At 58.9% G+C, this 17,685-nt stretch carries 11 protein-coding genes; 4 read left to right on the plus strand and 7 right to left on the minus strand.

Features of this window, described 5'->3' with window-relative positions:
• The first annotated feature begins 472 nt into the window (after positions 1-472).
• On the plus strand, positions 473-1,543 hold the full coding sequence (locus KP699_RS11090; protein WP_308164915.1) for a DUF3034 family protein: 1,071 nt from the start codon (positions 473-475) through the stop codon (positions 1,541-1,543).
• Between the two features lie 71 nt (positions 1,544-1,614).
• Here KP699_RS11090 and KP699_RS11095 read toward each other — a convergent pair whose 3' ends face one another.
• Positions 1,615-3,855, minus strand: coding sequence for a protein-disulfide reductase DsbD (locus KP699_RS11095; protein ID WP_252346985.1), 2,241 nt, complete (start codon positions 3,853-3,855; stop codon positions 1,615-1,617).
• A gap of 154 nt (positions 3,856-4,009) precedes the next feature.
• On the opposite strand from KP699_RS11095, the gene KP699_RS11100 reads away from it, so the two are divergent.
• Entirely contained in the window at positions 4,010-5,110 is a 1,101-nt protein-coding gene (locus KP699_RS11100) for a DUF563 domain-containing protein (protein ID WP_215762659.1), read from the plus strand.
• Positions 5,111-5,165: 55 nt separating this feature from the next.
• Here the strand turns inward: KP699_RS11100 and KP699_RS11105 are convergent, their stop codons facing one another.
• Complete coding sequence (locus KP699_RS11105; RefSeq protein WP_215762660.1) at positions 5,166-5,717, minus strand: co-chaperone YbbN; 552 nt, start codon at positions 5,715-5,717, stop codon at positions 5,166-5,168.
• A 174-nt stretch (positions 5,718-5,891) separates the two neighbouring features.
• On the minus strand, positions 5,892-6,107 hold the full coding sequence (locus KP699_RS11110; RefSeq protein WP_215762661.1) for a zinc-finger domain-containing protein: 216 nt from the start codon (positions 6,105-6,107) through the stop codon (positions 5,892-5,894).
• Between the two features lie 170 nt (positions 6,108-6,277).
• Between KP699_RS11110 and KP699_RS11115 the strand changes: the two genes are divergently transcribed.
• Together KP699_RS11115 and KP699_RS11120 are read left to right on the plus strand one after the other, a co-directional pair.
• Positions 6,278-7,399 carry an alpha/beta fold hydrolase gene (locus tag KP699_RS11115; protein WP_252346986.1) on the plus strand — a complete coding sequence of 374 codons (1,122 nt, stop codon included), beginning with the start codon at positions 6,278-6,280 and terminating at the stop codon, positions 7,397-7,399.
• Positions 7,400-7,577: 178 nt separating this feature from the next.
• Positions 7,578-9,098: an adenosine deaminase gene (locus tag KP699_RS11120; RefSeq protein ID WP_215762662.1), complete on the plus strand. Its 1,521-nt coding sequence runs from the start codon at positions 7,578-7,580 to the stop codon at positions 9,096-9,098.
• Between the two features lie 161 nt (positions 9,099-9,259).
• Here the strand turns inward: KP699_RS11120 and KP699_RS11125 are convergent, their stop codons facing one another.
• The 4 genes from KP699_RS11125 to nirB are packed head-to-tail and all read right to left on the minus strand — an operon-like array spanning position 9,260 to position 17,678.
• Positions 9,260-10,231, minus strand: a complete 972-nt coding sequence (locus tag KP699_RS11125) for an ABC transporter substrate-binding protein (protein WP_215762663.1) — start codon at positions 10,229-10,231, stop codon at positions 9,260-9,262.
• Positions 10,228-10,809, minus strand: coding sequence for an ANTAR domain-containing response regulator (locus tag KP699_RS11130; RefSeq protein ID WP_025825361.1), 582 nt, complete (start codon positions 10,807-10,809; stop codon positions 10,228-10,230). The genes KP699_RS11125 and KP699_RS11130 overlap by 4 nt, the downstream gene beginning before the upstream one ends.
• Positions 10,810-10,827: 18 nt before the next feature.
• The gene (locus tag KP699_RS11135) at positions 10,828-14,775 is read right to left on the minus strand and encodes a bifunctional nitrate reductase/sulfite reductase flavoprotein subunit alpha (RefSeq protein ID WP_215762664.1); all 3,948 of its coding nucleotides are present in this window, start codon (positions 14,773-14,775) and stop codon (positions 10,828-10,830) included.
• A gap of 5 nt (positions 14,776-14,780) precedes the next feature.
• Positions 14,781-17,678: a nitrite reductase large subunit NirB gene (gene nirB / locus KP699_RS11140; protein ID WP_215762665.1), complete on the minus strand. Its 2,898-nt coding sequence runs from the start codon at positions 17,676-17,678 to the stop codon at positions 14,781-14,783.
• Between the last annotated feature and the right edge of the window lie 7 nt (positions 17,679-17,685).

Raw genomic sequence — 17,685 nt, forward strand, 5'->3', positions numbered from 1 at the left:
TGTTGGGGCAGGTTTTTGCGCGAATTTCCATAAATGCCCGGCGGCCGATACTGAGCCGGATCAAATATACAGAGTGTGAATAACTTATAATCTGAAATTGGCACTAAAAGAGCGGTCGCAATCTGTTTATACATCTATATCCATATGGATATAGATAGGGGTAACAGTCTGTAAAGGCTGCATGAATTTCGGGGTGGCCGAACATCAGACCGTCAGCCTGTCCGTTTGATCACGGGATGATGAAGCAGGTTTTAACGCATCAGGAGATGCGTTTTTAAAAATCATCGCAAAAATTTGAAACTTTTAGAACGCATTTCGGACCAGTGTGGGCGGATGTAAGGCCCGGAGCTGCCAGAGTGGCAGCCTTCCGGCGCGATCACGGACATGAGGCGAGGGTGAGGGTATGATTTTTCAGGGCAGACAGGGGCGCATGGCTCTTCCGCCAGTTTCACAGAAGGGCAGGGCCGTCAGGGTGCGTCTGTTACAGGTCTGGAAGACCCTGTCCGGCCCGGCGCTGACGGGTGTTGCGCTGCTGATGTTCCCTCACCCTCTGCGGGCGCAAACCTCCGCTACGGTCGCACCGTCCTCCAGAGCGCCCGCTGGCGGCACGCCGCGCGTTACACTCGCGCCCGTTACGGCTCAGCCCGCCGCTGGCGCGACCACAGAGGCGCAGACGGCGGCGGAAAAGCCGGAAGCAGACCCCGGTACAGACCCGCAGACAGGGCTCACCTTTGATAAAATTTTTGACGGGCAGCGCACGCTTGGCACCAGTGGCCTGAGTTCTCTGGAAGGCTCCAGCGGTGGAGGGATTGCCAGCTGGGCGACCATCGGTGGTTACGGCAGCAAAAAAAGTATGGGGATGGCGTTTCACTACAGCTATGTGAGCCTGACCAACTATACGGACCAGAATGTCGGCGCAGTCATGGGATTTTATGACCGCGTGGAAATTTCATACTCCCATAACTTCTTCCGGACCGGCTCAACCGGACGCAAACTCGGCATCGGGCATGGCTATCAGTTTGATCTGGATACAGGCGGCATCAAGGTCCGGCTGTTTGGGCATGTGCTGGATAAAACCCTGCTGCCTCAGGTGGCGGTCGGGGCAATGTACAAGCATGACGGGGATTCACGGGTGATCCACGCCGTCGGGTCAAAACATGCCGATGGGGCAGACGTGTATATTGCGGCGACCAAACTGTTCCCCAAAATTGGCCTGCTGGTGGATACCACCATGCGTCTGACCAAAGGCAATCAGTGGGGTATCCTCGGGTTTGGGGGGGACAGGAACGATAATTACTATCCCCAGTTTGAAGGATCACTCGGCTATCTGCCGTCCTTCATTCCCGGACTGGTTGTGGGGGTGGAATACCGGACCAAGCCGCGTAACCAGAACTTTACGCCGGAAAGTAACTGGTTTGATGTTTACGCCAGCTATTTTGTCAACAAACACCTGAACATCACGGCGGCTTATGTCTCTCTGGGGACGATTGCCACCTACCGCAACCAGACCGGGGCTTACGTCTCCCTTCAGACAGGGTTTTAACCTCTGCCCCAATACCCCCGGCTGAACTGGATAGTCTGATCAGCCGGGGGACGGATAAAGCGGACTGCGATTTACTGAGTGATGGTGCTGGTCACCAGCCCCGGTGTCAGAATTTGCGGCAGCACGACTTCTGGCCCGTTAGCGGGAACATACAGGTAGAACGGCACGCCATCCCGCCCATGCGCCTTCAGAAATGCGCTGATAGCGGGGTCATGATTCGTCCAGTCTCCGCGCAGTACGGTCACGCCATGGGCAGCCAGTGCAGCCTGTGTGCCGGGGATATCCAGCGCCACTTTCTCATTGACCAGACAGGTGATGCACCAGGCGGCTGTCATATCCACAAAGACCGGTTTGCCCGCAGCATGCAGCTCTTTGAGCCGCGCTTCAGAAAACGGTTCTGTGCCCGTGGGCAGACCGGAGGTAAGGCTGCCTGAGGTGGCCGGGGCCGCACTCTGGTGGCGCAGGGCAGGAACCAGAGCCAGTGCGCCCAGAAGCCCCAGCAGCGCCAGACCATGCAGCGCCGTGCTGGCGCGGGTATGGCCCTGCTGGATCAGTTTGACCTGCGCCACACCGTACATCCACGCCGCAAAGCCCAGCAGCACCAGCCCCGTGGCCAGCAGCAGCACAATGGAGGCCCCGCCTTCCAGCGCTGCAACCCACAGCAGCCACACGCAGGACCCAAGCAGCGGGAAGGCCAGAAACTGGCGGAGATACTGCATCCACGCGCCGGGTTTGGGCAGACGGGCGGCCAGCCCGGGTACGGTGGTCAGCAGCAGGTAAGGGGCGGCCAGCCCCAGCCCCATGGCGGCAAAAACAATCAGCCCCATGGCAGGCGGCCCGGAGAGCGCCCCGGCAATCGCCACGCCCATAAACGGCGCGGTGCAGGGGGTAGCCACCACCACAGCCAGAATACCGGTCACAACATCATGCCAGTGGCCATGTGCGTGCGTGCTCAGAGAGCTGCCAGCGGTGACGGGCATGAACTCAAAGACGCCCAGCAGATTGAGCGCCATGGCAAACAGCAGCCACGTGACCAGCGTGACAAACAGCGGGGACTGGAACTGAAAGCCCCAGTCCGCCGCTGCTCCGGCCACGCGCAGGCCCATCATGACGCCACCCAGCGCCAGAAACGTGACCATAACCCCCAGACTGTAACAGGCGGCACTTGTGACCTGCGTGCGGCGTTCCGCCTTGCCCAGCCGGGCGAGGGAGAGTGCCTTCATGGCCAGAATGGGGAAAACGCACGGCATCAGGTTGAGAATCAGGCCCCCCAGAAACGCGAAGGCCACCTGCTGTAAAAAGCCTGCCTGCGCCAGCTTCCCTGTAAAAGAGGAAGAGGTGGCCTCACTTGCTCCCTGTGCGGCCGCAGCAACCGGGCTGGCCGAGAGGGCAAGTGCGCGTTCACTCCCCGCAGCGTCTTTCAGCACCAGCACGCCGCTCAGGGGCTGGTTTGCGGCAAAGTCCGGCAGGCGTTTGAGGTGCAGGGTCAGGCCGCCATCCTGCGCCGTGAAGTTTTGAGCCGCAGCCTGATCAAGCAGTCCCTGCTGGTCAGGCATAAACCACGCATCCTGCACCGAGCGGGCTGAAAGGCCATGTCCTGTGACGCTGAGAACCCCATCCGCCGCAACAGTTGCCGCATAAGGGGACGGCACCGGGGTGGCGTCCGCCGCAGCAGCAAACAGCGGGGCCTCGGCGGAGGGATGCGCCGGGCCGGGTTGCAGCGTGACGCTCAGATCCGCTTCCTCCGGCACACAGACATTTTCACACACCAGCCAGCTTGCGTGCGCCTTGAGGGTGGTTGGCCCACCGGGCTGCGCTGCGGCGGGCTGGAGCGCCAGCGCCATTGGTAGCACGACGTCCCCCGTATAGGCGTAAGACATCAGGGAGGCATCGGGGATGCGGTGCGGTGTTGGCCAGATAATGGTTGAGGCTTTTCCGGTCGCGCCGCCGTCCGCCGTTACGGTCACGGCGGGTGCTTCTCCGGCATCACCGGGGTTGCGCCAATATGTGTGCCAGCCCTCCTGAAGCTTCAGGCGGAGGGCTACATGCAGCGGGGCGCGTCCGTCCGTGGTGTCTGTATCCGTAATCAGGGTGGCAACGCTGTGCCCTGTGGTGGAAACCGGGGCGCTTTCCGCAGCACTGGCCTGTTGCCATGCCCCGGTCAGTCCCGCGCCACTTATTAAGGTTGCACAGACGGCAAACAGCAGAGCCATCCCCCACAGGCAGCGTGCCAGCCGGTGCGTCAGCGTCCGTGGAGACGTAGTGAGAGGTGAGGCAGAGCGAACAGGGGCAGGAGAGCAAAAACGAGGCATGAACGATCTCAGAGAAAAGAGCGACGGGAAAAAGCGCATAGGTAACGCACTATAGCACGGTCCGTTGAGGGCGTAGAATGAAACCCCCGAATGCGATAGAGCGTGGAGAACAGGCGGCCACGCATCAGGTCAGGCTCAGATAAAGCAGGGAACGATGGGGTTTTTCAGCAGGCTTTTCAGGCGGACAGCAGAGACGGGCAGCGTGCGGCTGAAGGACGTCGCCAGACGGGTAACGGTTCTGGAAACGGTTCCGGCGGCTCCGGCTGCGCTGGTTGCAGGCGGCGTTCTGCCAGCGGGAGCCACCTCCCTGTTCCGCGGGTGGGAGTCCGACCCGGCGACTTTGTGTTTGTATGATCTGCGGGATGTCGTGCTGGACCGTTCCCTGATGGTGTTCCTCAAGGACGGCAAACCTTTGCTGGAAACGGCCTATCTGCAAGATCCTGCCGCTGTCGCCGCGCTGCGTATCCGTCCGGCGGATGTTGTGCAGGTGCCGGACCGGCCCGGCCCCGTCGCGGCCTGTTTTGACCACTGGGATAGCAATTATTACCATTGGCTGTCCCATACAGTGCCAACCTTGCAGGCGTTGCGTGCCACCGGGCATGGTGCCGCCCGGCTTATTCTGCCCGCAGGCCTGCGCCCATGGCAGGCTGAAACACTGGCTCTGTCGGGCTTTGATGCGCACAAAAGCGTTCTGACCGAGCATGGTAAGCAATATGCCTTCCGCCGGGTGCTGTATGCGGATTATGTGCGGGGCGCTGCGGATTTTTCTGTCTCCCCTTTATCACAGGCAGCGTATCGGTCTCTGGGAACCGGGCAACCTGCCACCGGGCCTCGGGATCTGCGTATTTTCATAGAACGCGGGGCGGCCAGTAACCGTAAAATCCCGAATGAAGCAGAGCTGACGGCGGCCTTGCAGGCCAGGGGTTTTGTGTGCGTCCGCCCTGAAACACTCCCGGTTGCTGAACAGATCCGCCTTTTCAACAGAGCCAGACTGGTGGTGGGGCAGCTTGGCGCCGGGATTTCCAACTGTGTGTGGTGCCAGCCCGGCACGGTGGTGTTTGAACTTGTGGCCGAACACCATCAGAACCCGTGTGACCTCCTGCTGGCAATGCAGGCCGGACTACACTACTGGGGCAAACTGATGCCGACAGGCCAGCAGGAAGATAATCACACCGCTCAGTCAGAACAGCCGCTTGATATCGCCTCTGTTCTGCAGGAACTGGAGCAGATCGAGGCGTATCTTCCGCCAGTGTGACGTCTGTGTCCGCCTGACCTGCTTACCAGTCTGACGACTGACCAGAAGCGTCTGGTCAGGAGTGCTTGGCCCACTCGGCCAGTTTGTCCACCACAGCCTGCCCGGACATGCGGCGGGCGTCGCCCAGCGCCAGAGTTTCATCCCCGTTCAGCACCTTGCCGTCAGGTGTCACGATCAGGGCAACCGGGATCGCCTTGATGGTGATGCCGAATTTTTTGGCAAGATCCATGTTCTGGTTGAAGTGATCGACATTGACGGACACAACTTCAAAGGTCTGTTCCACCCACGGGCTGACCGCCGGGTGCGTCAGCACACCTGCCAGCACGCGGCAGTCCGGGCACCAGTTGGCCCCGAAATCAATCAGCACCTTCCGGCCTGTCTTACGGGCCTGCGCAAAAGCAGCATCGACTGCGGCATGGGCACTTTCCGGATCCGCGTAGGGGTGTGCAACGGCTGTAATCGGCGCAGAGCCAATCTGGGGCACGGGCAGCGCCGTGGCGGCGGGAGCCGTGCTGGTCTGTGCGGAGGCGGTCTGCGCTACGCCCGCCACGGAGACTGTCAGAGCCGTTGCCAGCAGCAGGGTGCGGAAAAGGGCGGTGGAACGCATACAGAAAGATCCTTGCTCAACGATAAAACGCTTTTCCGGCCGTAAGGCATGCAAGACACAGAGTGTCACGCAGCGGAACTGCTGAGAGGAATATGTAGGGAGCGCACGGAATAAATGTCAATTCAATACGTGCAAAAATAAAACCACAAAAAAATCTGTAAATAAGAGATGGTCTTAATGTTGCCCCGCGTCGGACACACCCGGCTGCAACACAAAAAGACGGGAACAGTAAGGGCAAACCGTCTGGTGCCCGCCAATAGCCAGCCATATGCGCGGGTGGCCTAACGCACCCAGTCCGCCATCACACGCGACTTTGCGGCTATCCACCACAATGGTTTCAACATAACCCAGACGGGGGCGCGGAACCGGGTTGGTGGCTTGAAGGCGCATGGAGGCACATCCCTGTTGGTTTGCTCTGAGGTCGTTTCCCGCAGAATGCGGTGTGCAGACTCTTCGCCCCGGTCCTGACTGGCGCGGAACTGTGAGGAATGATAGCGGGTTGACATGAGCTTTTCCATGCATTCTCCCTTCCCATCCGCGTGAGCAGAATACAGCACTTCTTGCGGAAACACGCTGTCTGGCCCGCGCTCCGGCGCTGTCTCAGGGGGGCGGCGCCGTTTCTCGCCCCCGGTGCTTTTGGCCTGCTCAGCGCATGCAGCACGGTAATGCCGCCCGTGCCCCGCCCACCGGCCCGTTTTGCACAGCTTGGGCAACTGGTGCCGCCGCAGACATTTTTTGCGCTCTCAGATGGGGCAAAACTGCCTGCCCGTGTCTGGCCTTCCGCCAGCAGACCACACGCCATCCTTCTGGCCCTGCACGGGTTTAATGATAGCCGGGATGCGTGGGAGTCGGTGGCGCCGTTTTTCACCGCGCACGCACTAACGGTCATTGCCCCGGATCAGCGGGGCTTCGGGCAGGCACCCCGGCGTGGCGGCTGGGCAGGCACCGCGCGGATGGTGGCGGATGTCAGGGAGGAAGCTGCGCAGCTTCAGCAGGCTTATCCGCAGATACCCCTTTATCTTGTGGGGGAGAGTATGGGCGGTGCCGTGCTGATGCAGCTTATGGCGCAGCCCGATGCGCCGGCTGTTGCCGGGACAATCCTGCTTGCGCCCGCGGTGTGGCATTTTGGCTGGGCGGAAGATTTACCCCTGCGGGTTCTGTCACAGATGTTTCCAGACGCTCTTGTGACAGGGCGTGAACTGCCTGTGCATGTTGTCGCGAGTGATAACAGGATGGCGCTGGCGCGCCTGTATTATGACCCTCTGACCCTGCGTGCAACGCGCCTTAAAGCCCTTCAGGGGCTTGTTACGCTGATGAAGCAGGCTGCACAGGCAGCCCCGCATCTGCGCGGACGTGTGCTGAGCATTTATGGGGATAAGGACCAGCTTGTGCTGCCGGGTGCCATGGTGCCTGTCTGGGAGGCAATGCCCGGAGCCACCCGGCGTGACCTGATCCCCGGTGGGCACCACCTGCTCCTGCGGGACAGGCAGGGCGGCCGCGTCATGCAGGATATTCTAAGCTGGATCACCTCGCCGGAAACCTGGCTGCCTTCCGGCGGAGACAGCGCCGCCTCGGCCTGGCTGGCAACAGGTGTGGGGGAGGCAGGCGCAGAAAAGCAGGACGTTCCCTTGCCGGTTCTGCCAGCCACGCTGGACAGACTTATGCTGGAACAGTCTCCATAAAATACTGAAATCCGGGAGGGCTGAACGCTGTGGCGGGAGACGCAGGGCCAGATAAAACCTACGGCCCGTGGTATGATTACGATAGCAGCATAGTGTGCCATTATGCTGTATGTACGGCCTGTCAGCCTTTCAACGGGCCTCATTCCAGACCAGCTTTTTTTACCATCAAGGGTGCTTCATGCTTTTTCGCTCTTTGCTTCTGGCCTGCGCAGTTCTGCCTCTTTCTGCTTCCGTATGCTGTGCACAGACAGCGGATGAGCAGAAAACAGCACAGATTTTTACAGCGCTTCAGTCAGACCCTGCGCGGCTTGGCCTCTTCCTGCGGCAGTTTCCCAAAGGGGCAGACCTGCATAACCATATGGTCGGGGCTATTTATGCGGAAAGCTATCTGAAATGGGCCGCGCAGGACGGTGCGTGTCTTGCGCTGGATCGTGGCCAGATATTGCCTCACGGCTGTTCCGGGCATGAGAAGGGGGAGCTTCCGGCAGAGGCTCTGGCCGCTAATCCGGATGCGGAAAACAGCATGATTGATGCGCTGTCCATGCGTGACTTTGTGCCTACGGCTACTGACCGCTCCGGGCATGACCATTTCTTCGCCACGTTCAACAAGTTTTTCGCAATCACCCAGAAACATGCCGGGGAAAGTCTGGCAGAAGTGCGGGACCGCGCAGCACTGGACCATGTGCAGTATGTGGAACTGATGATTTCCCCGGGGCTGGGTGGGATGATTGGGGCAGGCATGACACATCCCCTCAAAGGGGAAGATTACGCACAGGCGCAACAGGCGCTTAAACCTGTGCTGCCAAAGCTGGTCGCGGATGTGCAGCATGAAACGGATGAGATGGAGCAGCAGGCCCAGCACGTTCTGCAATGCGGCACGCCGCAGGCCCATCCCGGATGCGGCGTTAAGGTGCGGTATTTATACCAGACTGTCCGCACCTTTCAGCCATCCGTGGTCTTTGCACAGCTTTATGCCGGATATGATGTTGTGCGGACGGATGCCCGGTTTGTCGGCGTCAATATTGTCGCCCCGGAAGATAACGTTATCGCCATGCGGGATTATGACCAGCATATGCGGATGTTTCAGGCGCTCAGCAGGCAGTATCCGGATGTAAAACTCAGCCTGCATGCGGGTGAGCTGACGCCCGGCCTCGTGCCGCCTGAAGGGCTTGACCATCATATTCGCTCAGCCGTGGAAGTCGCGGGTGCCCGTCGTATCGGGCACGGGATCGACATTGCGTGGGAGCAGGATGCAACCGGCCTTCTGGCAGAAATGGCGCAGAAGAAAGTCATGGTTGAAATCAACCTGACCAGCAATGATGTTATTCTGAATGTTAAAGGAAAGTCTCACCCCTTCGCGCTTTACAGACGCGCCGGTGTGCCGGTCGCTCTCTCCACGGATGATGAAGGCGTCTCACGCGGGGATCTGACACAGGAATATCTGCGTGCGGTCACAACATGGCCGCTGAGCTATCAGGAAATGAAAGATCTCTCGCGCAATGGTCTGATCTATTCTTTCATTCCGGGGGAGAGCCTGTGGGCAGGTGGCCAGAGAGTGCAGGCCTGTCAGGACATGGCAAGCAAAACCTGTCAGGATTTTGTCGCACAGAGTGAAAAAGCCCGGACCCAGCTTGAACTGGAACAGAATTTCACACGCTTTGAAAAAGCTGTTGTGCAGAACGGATTTCTGAACAACTAACGGCAGTAAGCACTCTTGACTCTGATTATTCCGAGGATATTCAGGGTGAAGCCTTCATAAAGCTCTTTCTGCACCCCGAAAGGCTGCGGTTTTCCATCTGGCCGCAGCCTGATACGGAGTGCGCTTAAAATTGCGGCAAAACAAACAGGCCGAACACCGTATCAGTCGTTGTACCAGCCAAGCTGGCTTAAAGTGTCCAGTTGTGCGGGTGTGAGCCAGCCTTCGCGCTGCATATCCTCAATCATCCATCCGCAGGAAGAACGGGTGCTTCGGGGCTGTGTGTCAAAGAGCATGGCGTCTGGCGCATCAGGCGTTCCCGGCATGATACGCTTCAGAGCCTCATAGGGCAGATCCAGCCCCTCGGCATTTAACGGGGCGCTGAGGAGTCTGGTAATTTCTGCTGCGTGCGCAGGCTGGTTACAGAGCACGGCAGCTTCCCGGACTGCGGCATACAGGCGGGCCGCGCCATCCGGATTTTCGCTGGTCCACTGGTCCCGTAAGGTCAGTATTTTTTCAAGATGCCCCGGCATAACCTGTGCCGACCCGGCGACGACAAAGGCCAGATTTTTCAGGCAGGCATCCGCCCCCCACGGCGGGCCTGCACAGAACCCGTCAATCTCACCGGCTGCAAGTGCCTGAATCATGCTGCTGGGTGGCATAATGACAATTTCTGTCTCCGCATCCCGGCAAATGGCATGGTCCTGAAGGAACCGTGTCAGAATCAGATAATGTGTTGAATAGAGATGCACCACACCCAGACGGGGCTTGCGGCCAAGCGACTGCGTCCAGTTTGTAAAAGCAGAGTGCTTGTCACGCCCGGACTGCCACTGTGCCTGCGCTTCAGCCTGTCCGCGCAGAACAATCATATTCCCACCCCGGCTGACAGGCAGGCCGGGGCGCAGCGCAACCGGGCGTCCACGCTGGCCAAGCGCTGTCATGATCGCCAGAGGCGGAAACATCACTGCGCCATCAAGACCATTCCAGACAAGCCCATCTGCAATATTGGCCCAGGACGGCACAATAACAGGTTCAACATCCAGTCCATGCCTGTCAAAAAAACCCATGCTGCGGGCTACCAGAACCGGGGCGCTGTCTGCCAGTCGCAGGAGTCCGATACGGCAGGAGATAGTCATGGTGAAGGAGTCCTGTTCTGGTGAGCAAGATAATCTCTGGCAACATCAATAATTTTTCGGGCCTGCTGCATGGCCTGTTTGCGGAACCACCGATAGGCGTCTTCCTCCTTGCAGCGTTCCTGCTTCATAAACAGGATCTTGGCGCGGTCTATTGTCTCACGCTCGGAAAGCGTTTTTCTGGCCGCAAGCAGTTCCGCATTTGTCTCCCGAAAACGGCGGTACAAGGCAATGGCCGAGCGTAAGAGCGGTTTGACGTCTTTGACCGGGGTATCCAGCACGTTGTAGGAGCAGACACCTGCGGCAAAGGCGTCTTCCATCAGGCTTTCATCATCTTCATCAACAAACAGCGCAACCGGGCGTTCCTGCCCGGAGGCGGAAAGAGCCCGCACACTATCCAGCGCATCACGGTCTGCCCGGCTGATATCCACCAGCACAATATCGGGCATATGGTGGCGTACGGCATCAATCAGGCTTGTGGCGTCGTCCAGCAGAATAACATCCAGTGTTGCTTCCGCCTCCAGCAGGCGCGCCAGCGCCCCGGCACGGTGTGAGTTTTCATCTGCCAGAAGAACTTTCATGCACAGTGTCGTCCTGCTTTAGTACACATCCCGCAGATAGCGGCCATTGCGGGCAAAGTCTGACAAATAGGCGTCTGCGTTTTCAGCACTCATATCTCCGTGTCGTGCGATAATCCTTTTCAGGGCGCTGTCAACATCGCGTGCCATCCGCGCGGCATCTCCACAGATATACAGGCACGCCCCCCGGGTAAGCCAGTCCCATAGCAGCGCGCCATGCTCTTCCATGCGGTCCTGCACATAAATACGCTCTGGCTGGTCACGGGAGAACGCCGTATCCAGCCGCGTCAGACAGCCTTGCGCCATGAAGGCTTCCAGTTCCTCACGGTAGTAAAAGCCGGTGCTTTCATGACGCTCTCCAAAAAACAACCAGTTCTCGCCTTTGGCCTGCCGGGCGGTGCGTTCCTGTAAAAAAGCCCGGAAGGGGGCAATGCCGGTGCCGGGCCCAACCATGATAACGGGTATGCTGTCATCCGCAGGCACATGGAAATGCGCGGTGGGCTGTACAAAAACCGGCACCTCTTCCCCCTCCGCGAGTCCGGTTAGCCATGTGGAGGAAACACCGGGGTAGGGGGTGCGATTCACACCCACTGTCAGATGAATATGGTCCGGGTCTGTCAGCGGAGATGAGGAAATCGAGTAAAGGCGCGGCTGCATCTGCCGGAACAGGGCAGGCACTGTCTGCGGGTCGGTCATGCCGGAAAGTGTGGTGATCAGATCCGGCAGATACCCCCCTTCCGGGCGGCCAAGACGCTCCAGAAGAGCAGGGGCAGGGCGGGAGAGATCAAACCAGCGCCGCAGAGCATCCCCAAGTGGTGTCGGCCCCTGACGCCGCAGGGTCAGCATGGTCTGCTCAGGTAGCTGAAGCACATTCAGCACCTGCTGTACAGTAGCTTCACTATTACAGGGCCAGATTCCCAGCGCATCGCCTGTTTTATAGGTCAGGTTTGTCCCGGAAATATCCAGAGCAATATGGAAAGTTTCCTTTTCCGTGTCCTCTCCGGTGAGGCAGGTTGCACGGCTCAGGCGGGCCAGTGCCGGTGTGGTGCGGGTAATACCCGTCGGCAGGGCTGGGGCAGGCCGTGCAGGAGCAGGCGGGGGCGAGGCTGACGCTGACGGTCCGAGTGCTGCAAGCAGATGGCCCTTCCACGCCTCCACGGCATCTTCATAATCCGGTTCACAGTCAACGCGGGGGAGGAGAGGGGAGGCTCCAAGGTTAGCCAGTTTTTCATCCAGAGCACGGCCAAATCCGCAGAAGCTGGCATAGGAGGAATCTCCAAGCGCCAGCACGGCGTAGCGTAAATCTGCCAGAGGTGTTTTATGTTGCCGCAACGCATCCCAGAACGGTGCGGCCGTGTCCGGGGCATCCCCGTCCCCAAACGTGGAGACCAGAAAAAGGCCTGTGCCTGAGAGCGCGGACGGATCACACTCCGTCAGTTCTGCCAGACGCACAGACAGGCCGTTGCCTTGCAGCCATGCGGCAATTTCTGCGGCCAGAGCTTCTGTTCGCCCGGTCTGGGAGGCCCACCAGACGGTCAGAGCGGGCGCGCTGGCTGATGGTGATGCCAATGCTGACGTCGTGGCCGGATGTGGGGCCTCCACAGTCCTTGTGCGGGAATAAAGTCCGGCCAGCAGACCATTCAGATGGGTGGCCTGCTGCGCGGAGAGCGGTGCTGTTGCCGGGATAACCGGCAAAGTGCCCTCTGGCGGATTGAGGCGGAGACCATCCAGAAACCCGCTGATCCAGACACGGCTTTCTTCTGAAAATGTGATCGTGCTCAGCTCAGCAAGGCCGAGATGGCGGGCGAGGTGGTCTGGAGGCATGGTCCTCTCCTGTGCAGAAGGCGGTGCGGTCTGAACGCGGGTGAGGGAAACGGCGCAATGTTTAATGCCCGGTTGCAGGGAAACCGGGTCAATCGCGTCGGACGTCACAGCATTGATGCAGAGTTCTTTGCCAAACCGGTCATTCCAGTGGAAGGGCGCGAAACAGGTCCCCGGAGAAACACGGCTGGACACAAGAGCGGGGAGTGTCGCTGTACCCCGGCGTGACCGGATTTCTACGGCGTCCTGCTGACTTAGTCCGAGTTTTTCTGCATCTTCCGGCGCAATTTCTAAAAACGGACCAGTATTCAGCTTGTTAAGCTGTGCCACCCGGCCTGTTTTGGTCAGGGTATGCCACTGATGTTGCAGGCGGCCTGTGTTGAGCAGGAAGGGAAAGGCGTCATCCGGCTCTTCCTCCCGCGGCATCCATGGGCGTGCAAAAAACACAGCTTTGCCCGATGGGGTCGCAAAGACGGGATAGGCCTCCGGGTCCGGCCGATAGCGGATGGGGTGGCGCGTCGCCTCATCTCCTGCCGCAGCAGGCCATTGCACAGGCCCGCTCAGGAGGCGTGCATGGCTTACGCCGGAAATATCATATCCTGTCACAGGATTTGCAAATCTGCTTGCTTCCGCAAAAACTTCCGCCGCAGAGGCAAAGGAGAACCCGTCTTCAAACCCCATGGCACAGGCCACGCGGGCAATAATCTGCCAGTCCGGCAGGGCCTCGCCGGGTGGGCGGACGGCCTGCCGGGCCAGCGTCATGGTCCTGTCGGAATTCACCTGGACTCCGTCACCCTCTGCCCAGAGTGCGCCGGGCAGAAGGATATCGGCATACTGGCCTGTTTCCGTATCTGCGTAAGCATCCTGCACAATAACCAGTTCTGCTTTTTCAAGAGCAGAGAGAACAGTGCCGCGCCGGGGGACGGTTGCCACCGGGTTAGTGCAGATAATCCAGCAGGCTTTAATTTCCCCGGCGGCCATGGCGCCAAACATGGCAATCGCTCCCTGACTGCCCTCAGCCCGGATGGTGCTGGGCGGTAAACCCCACTGAGTTTCACAAAAAGCTCTGTCTTTTTCAGAAAGGGCTGTGCGCTGGCCCGGTAGACCGGGGCCCATATAGCCCATTTCCCGCCCCCCCATGGCGTTGGGCTGGCCAGTGAGGGAGAAAGGGCCAGAACCCGGCCTGCACAGGCTGCCCGTTGCCAGATGCAGGTTGCACAAGGCATTGGTGTGCCATGCACCGGAAACGCTCTGGTTCAGTCCCATGGTCCAGAGGGACATCCACGCCCCGGCTTCGGCAATCCAGTGTGCTGCGGTGCGGATATCTGTTTCCGCAAGGCCGGTTATGTCCGCAACACGGGGTGGTGTGTACTCTGCCAGAAAAGCGGGCAGGTCGTCCCAGCCTGTGGTGCAGGCGTTGATAAAGGTCCTATCAAGCGCATCGGCTTCCATAAGCAGAAATAGCAGACCGTTAAGTAAAGCGAGATCTGTGCCCGGCCTTATTTGTAAAAACAGGTCTGCTTTCTCGGCTGTGGCGGTGCGCCGGGGGTCCACAACAATCAGCTTTGCCCCGGCACGTTTCCGGTCCATCAGGCGCAGAAACAGGATGGGGTGACAATCCGCCATATTCGCCCCGATAACGAAGAACAGATCGCTACAGTCAAAATCTTCGTAAGAGCCGGGAGGAGCGTCTGCCCCCAGAGATAATTTATAGCCAGTGCCCGCAGCCGCCATGCACAGCCGGGAATTGGATTCAATATGGGGCGTGCGCAGATACCCTTTGACCAGTTTGTTAGCGAGGTACTGGGCCTCCATGGACATCTGCCCGGAAACATAGAGTGCAATGGCATCGGGGCCATCTGTGTCCAGAATAGTCCGCAGGCGTCTGGCAGTTTCCTGAATGGCAATATCTATTGGCGCAGGATCTGGCGTGCTGGCGCGGTCTTTCCGCAGCAGCGCGGTCTCTAAGCGCGCGGGGGAAGTTATGGGTTTGTCGCAGGAACTCCCCTTTGTGCACAGCCGTCCTTTATTGGCCGGATGCTCAGTATCGCCGCGCACCCGGACAATTTTCTGGTCTTCCACCTCCATCACAATGCCACATCCCACACCGCAGTAGGGGCAGACAGAACGGATGTCCTGGCACGTCATAAACGTTACGCCATGAGGGTTTCCAGAGGGCGGGTTGTTGTGCGGGCACGGATTTCCACTCGTCCCTGATGCAGCCGCGCCTCCCATGCCTGAACAGAGCGGGAGGCATCCTCCAGACAGGTTCCGGTCTCAAGATTGAAATGTTGCTTGTAGAGCGGAGAGGCCACAACAGGCTGCCCCTTCAGGTCTCCTATCATTCCGCGCCCCAGCACATTGGCGTGTGAGAACGGGTCATGGTTATCAATGGCAAAAACCCGACCCTCTCCGGCTGTATCCGGAAGGTAGAACAGAGCGATCTGTGTGGTTCCAAGCAGGGCGACAACACCCGAGCGCGCAACAAGATCCCGCTGCGCGCACAAATCCGTCCAGTCTGCCGGGCCTGCTGCAACAGCCTGCTCAGGCTGGTTCTCCGCAGGTTTAACCTGATCCCGTTCCGGAACGGTGCGGATATTCGGGTCCGGACGGCTGTCATTCACAAATGTGCGGAAGCGCTTCAGCTTTTCTTCATCCGTCAGCGCGTCTTTCCATTCGCAGTGGTAGGTGTCCACCACATGCTGCATCTGCTGTTCCAGTTCAGCACAGATACCAAGGCTATCGTTGATGATAACATCTTTCAGATAGTCCAGCCCACCCTCCAGCGTTTCACGCCAGACAGAGGTTCTCTGAAGTTTATCCGCAGTACGGATGTAAAACATCAGGAAACGGTCGATATATTTGACCAGAGTTTCAGAATCGAGGTCTGTTGCAAAAAGCTCCGCATGGCGGGGGCGCATGCCGCCATTCCCGCAGACATACAGATTCCAGCCATTTTCAGTAGCAATAACGCCCACATCCTTGCTCTGGGCCTCAGCACATTCCCGCGTGCACCCGGAGACAGCAAATTTGAGCTTATGGGGTGACCGCAGGCCCTTATAGCGGTTTTCCAGGTCAAGCGCCTTGCCAACACTATCCTGCACCCCATAGCGGCACCATGTGCTGCCTACGCAGGATTTTACAGTGCGGGTGGATTTTCCATACGCATGACCGGTCTCAAACCCGGCATCCAGCAATTCACGCCAGATCTCAGGTAACTGGTGGAGTTGCGCGCCAAACAGATCCACGCGCTGCCCACCGGTAATTTTGGTATAGAGGTTATATTTCTTGGCGACCTGCCCCAGCACAATCAGCTTGTCGGGGGTGATTTCCCCTCCGGCAATACGCGGCACAACGGAATAGGTCCCGTTTTTCTGCATATTGCCCATAAAGGTGTCGTTTGTATCTTGCAGAGGGATATAGAGCGGGTCCGTAATGGGTTTGTTCCACGCGGAAGCAAGGATCGAGCCGACTGTTGGTTTACAGATTTCGCAGCCCAGCCCGCCATTGCCATACTGCTCCAGCAGGTCTTCAAAACTCCGGAGATTATGGACACGGACAAGAGAATACAATTCCTGCCGGGTGTAGGAGAAATGTTCGCACAGGCTTTTATCAACCGTCATGCCACGGGCTGTCAGCTCTGCTTCAAAAACACTTTTTAGCAGGCCGCTGCACCCGCCGCAGCCGGTGCTGGCTTTGGTGTCGGCTTTCAGAGTTGCGAGGTCCGTGCAGCCCTGTTCAATAGCCGTGCTGATCGCGCCTTTGGTCACATTATGGCAGGAACAGATGGTTGCTGTATCAGGCAGGGCATCCGCGCCCAGAAGTTCAGCTCCCTCACCGCGCGGCAGGATCAGCACGGCCGGGTCTGCCGGGGGGACAATGCCATTCTGCACATACTGAAAAATTGTGTCGTAGTAAGAGTTATCTCCAACGAGCACAGCACCGGTTACGCGCGAACCATCGGCGGAAAGCACAAGCCTGCGGTAAGACCCTTCGGCTTCCCCAATGAAGCGATAGCTGGTGGAGCCGGGTTCCTGCCCGTGGGCATCCCCGATGGAGCCGACATCGACCCCCTGAAGTTTAAGCTTTGTGGACATATCCGCGCCGGTAAAAGCGGCATCCGCCTCTCCGGCAAGCAGGGCGGCCACCGTGCGGGCCATGGTATAGCCGGGGGCGACAAGACCAAAAATCTGCCCTTCCCACAACGCACATTCCCCAATGGCAAGAATGTCCGGGTCTGATGTGCGGCACTGATTATCCACAACAATGCCGCCACGCGGCCCGATCTCCAGCCCGCAGGCCCGGCCCGGCATATCCTGTGGCTGAATCCCTGCGGAAAAGACAACCATATCTGTTTCCAGCGTGGTGCCATCAGCAAAAACCAGTTTGTGCCGGTGCGCCGTGCCCGCAACAATTTCTTTTGTAACGTGCAGAACACGCACATCAATGCCGAGGGCTTCAATCCGATGTTTGAGGGCGCGGCCCCCCTCTTCATCAAGCTGGGCTGGCATCAGGTGGCTGCCAAGCTGAATAACGCTGACATCCAGCCCCAGAACTTTCAGGGCATTGGCGGCTTCCAGCCCCAGAAGCCCACCCCCAATTACGGTACCATGCCGGGCACCTTCTGCCGCCGCGCGGATCAGGTCCAGATCTTCCAGCGTCCGGTAGACCAGACCGGCGGTGCCGGTATTGCCCGGTACAGGCGGCACAAACGGGCGGGAGCCGGTTGCAAGAATCAGTGTGCTGTAAGGCAGGCATCCATCTTCGGCGGTAATGGTTTTTTGCGCCCGGTCAATGTCCGTCACTCGGCTGTTCAGGTGGAGTGTGATGCCGTGGTTCGTATGGAAATCGTCCTGATGCAGACGCAGGGCCAGCGCATCCTGTCCGCTCATATAATCCGTCAGATGCACACGGTCATACGCATGGTGGCGTTCTTCGCCAAAAACATGGATCTGATGCGTCTCATGCAGGCCATGCATAATGAGCTGCTCTGCGCAGTAATGGCCAACCATGCCGTTGCCGACAATGATGATGTTGTCTTTGATGGTCATTGGTTTG

It is taken from the genome of Acetobacter sp. P1H12_c, assembly GCF_018811975.1.
Classification (GTDB): Bacteria; Pseudomonadota; Alphaproteobacteria; order Acetobacterales; family Acetobacteraceae; genus Acetobacter; species Acetobacter persici.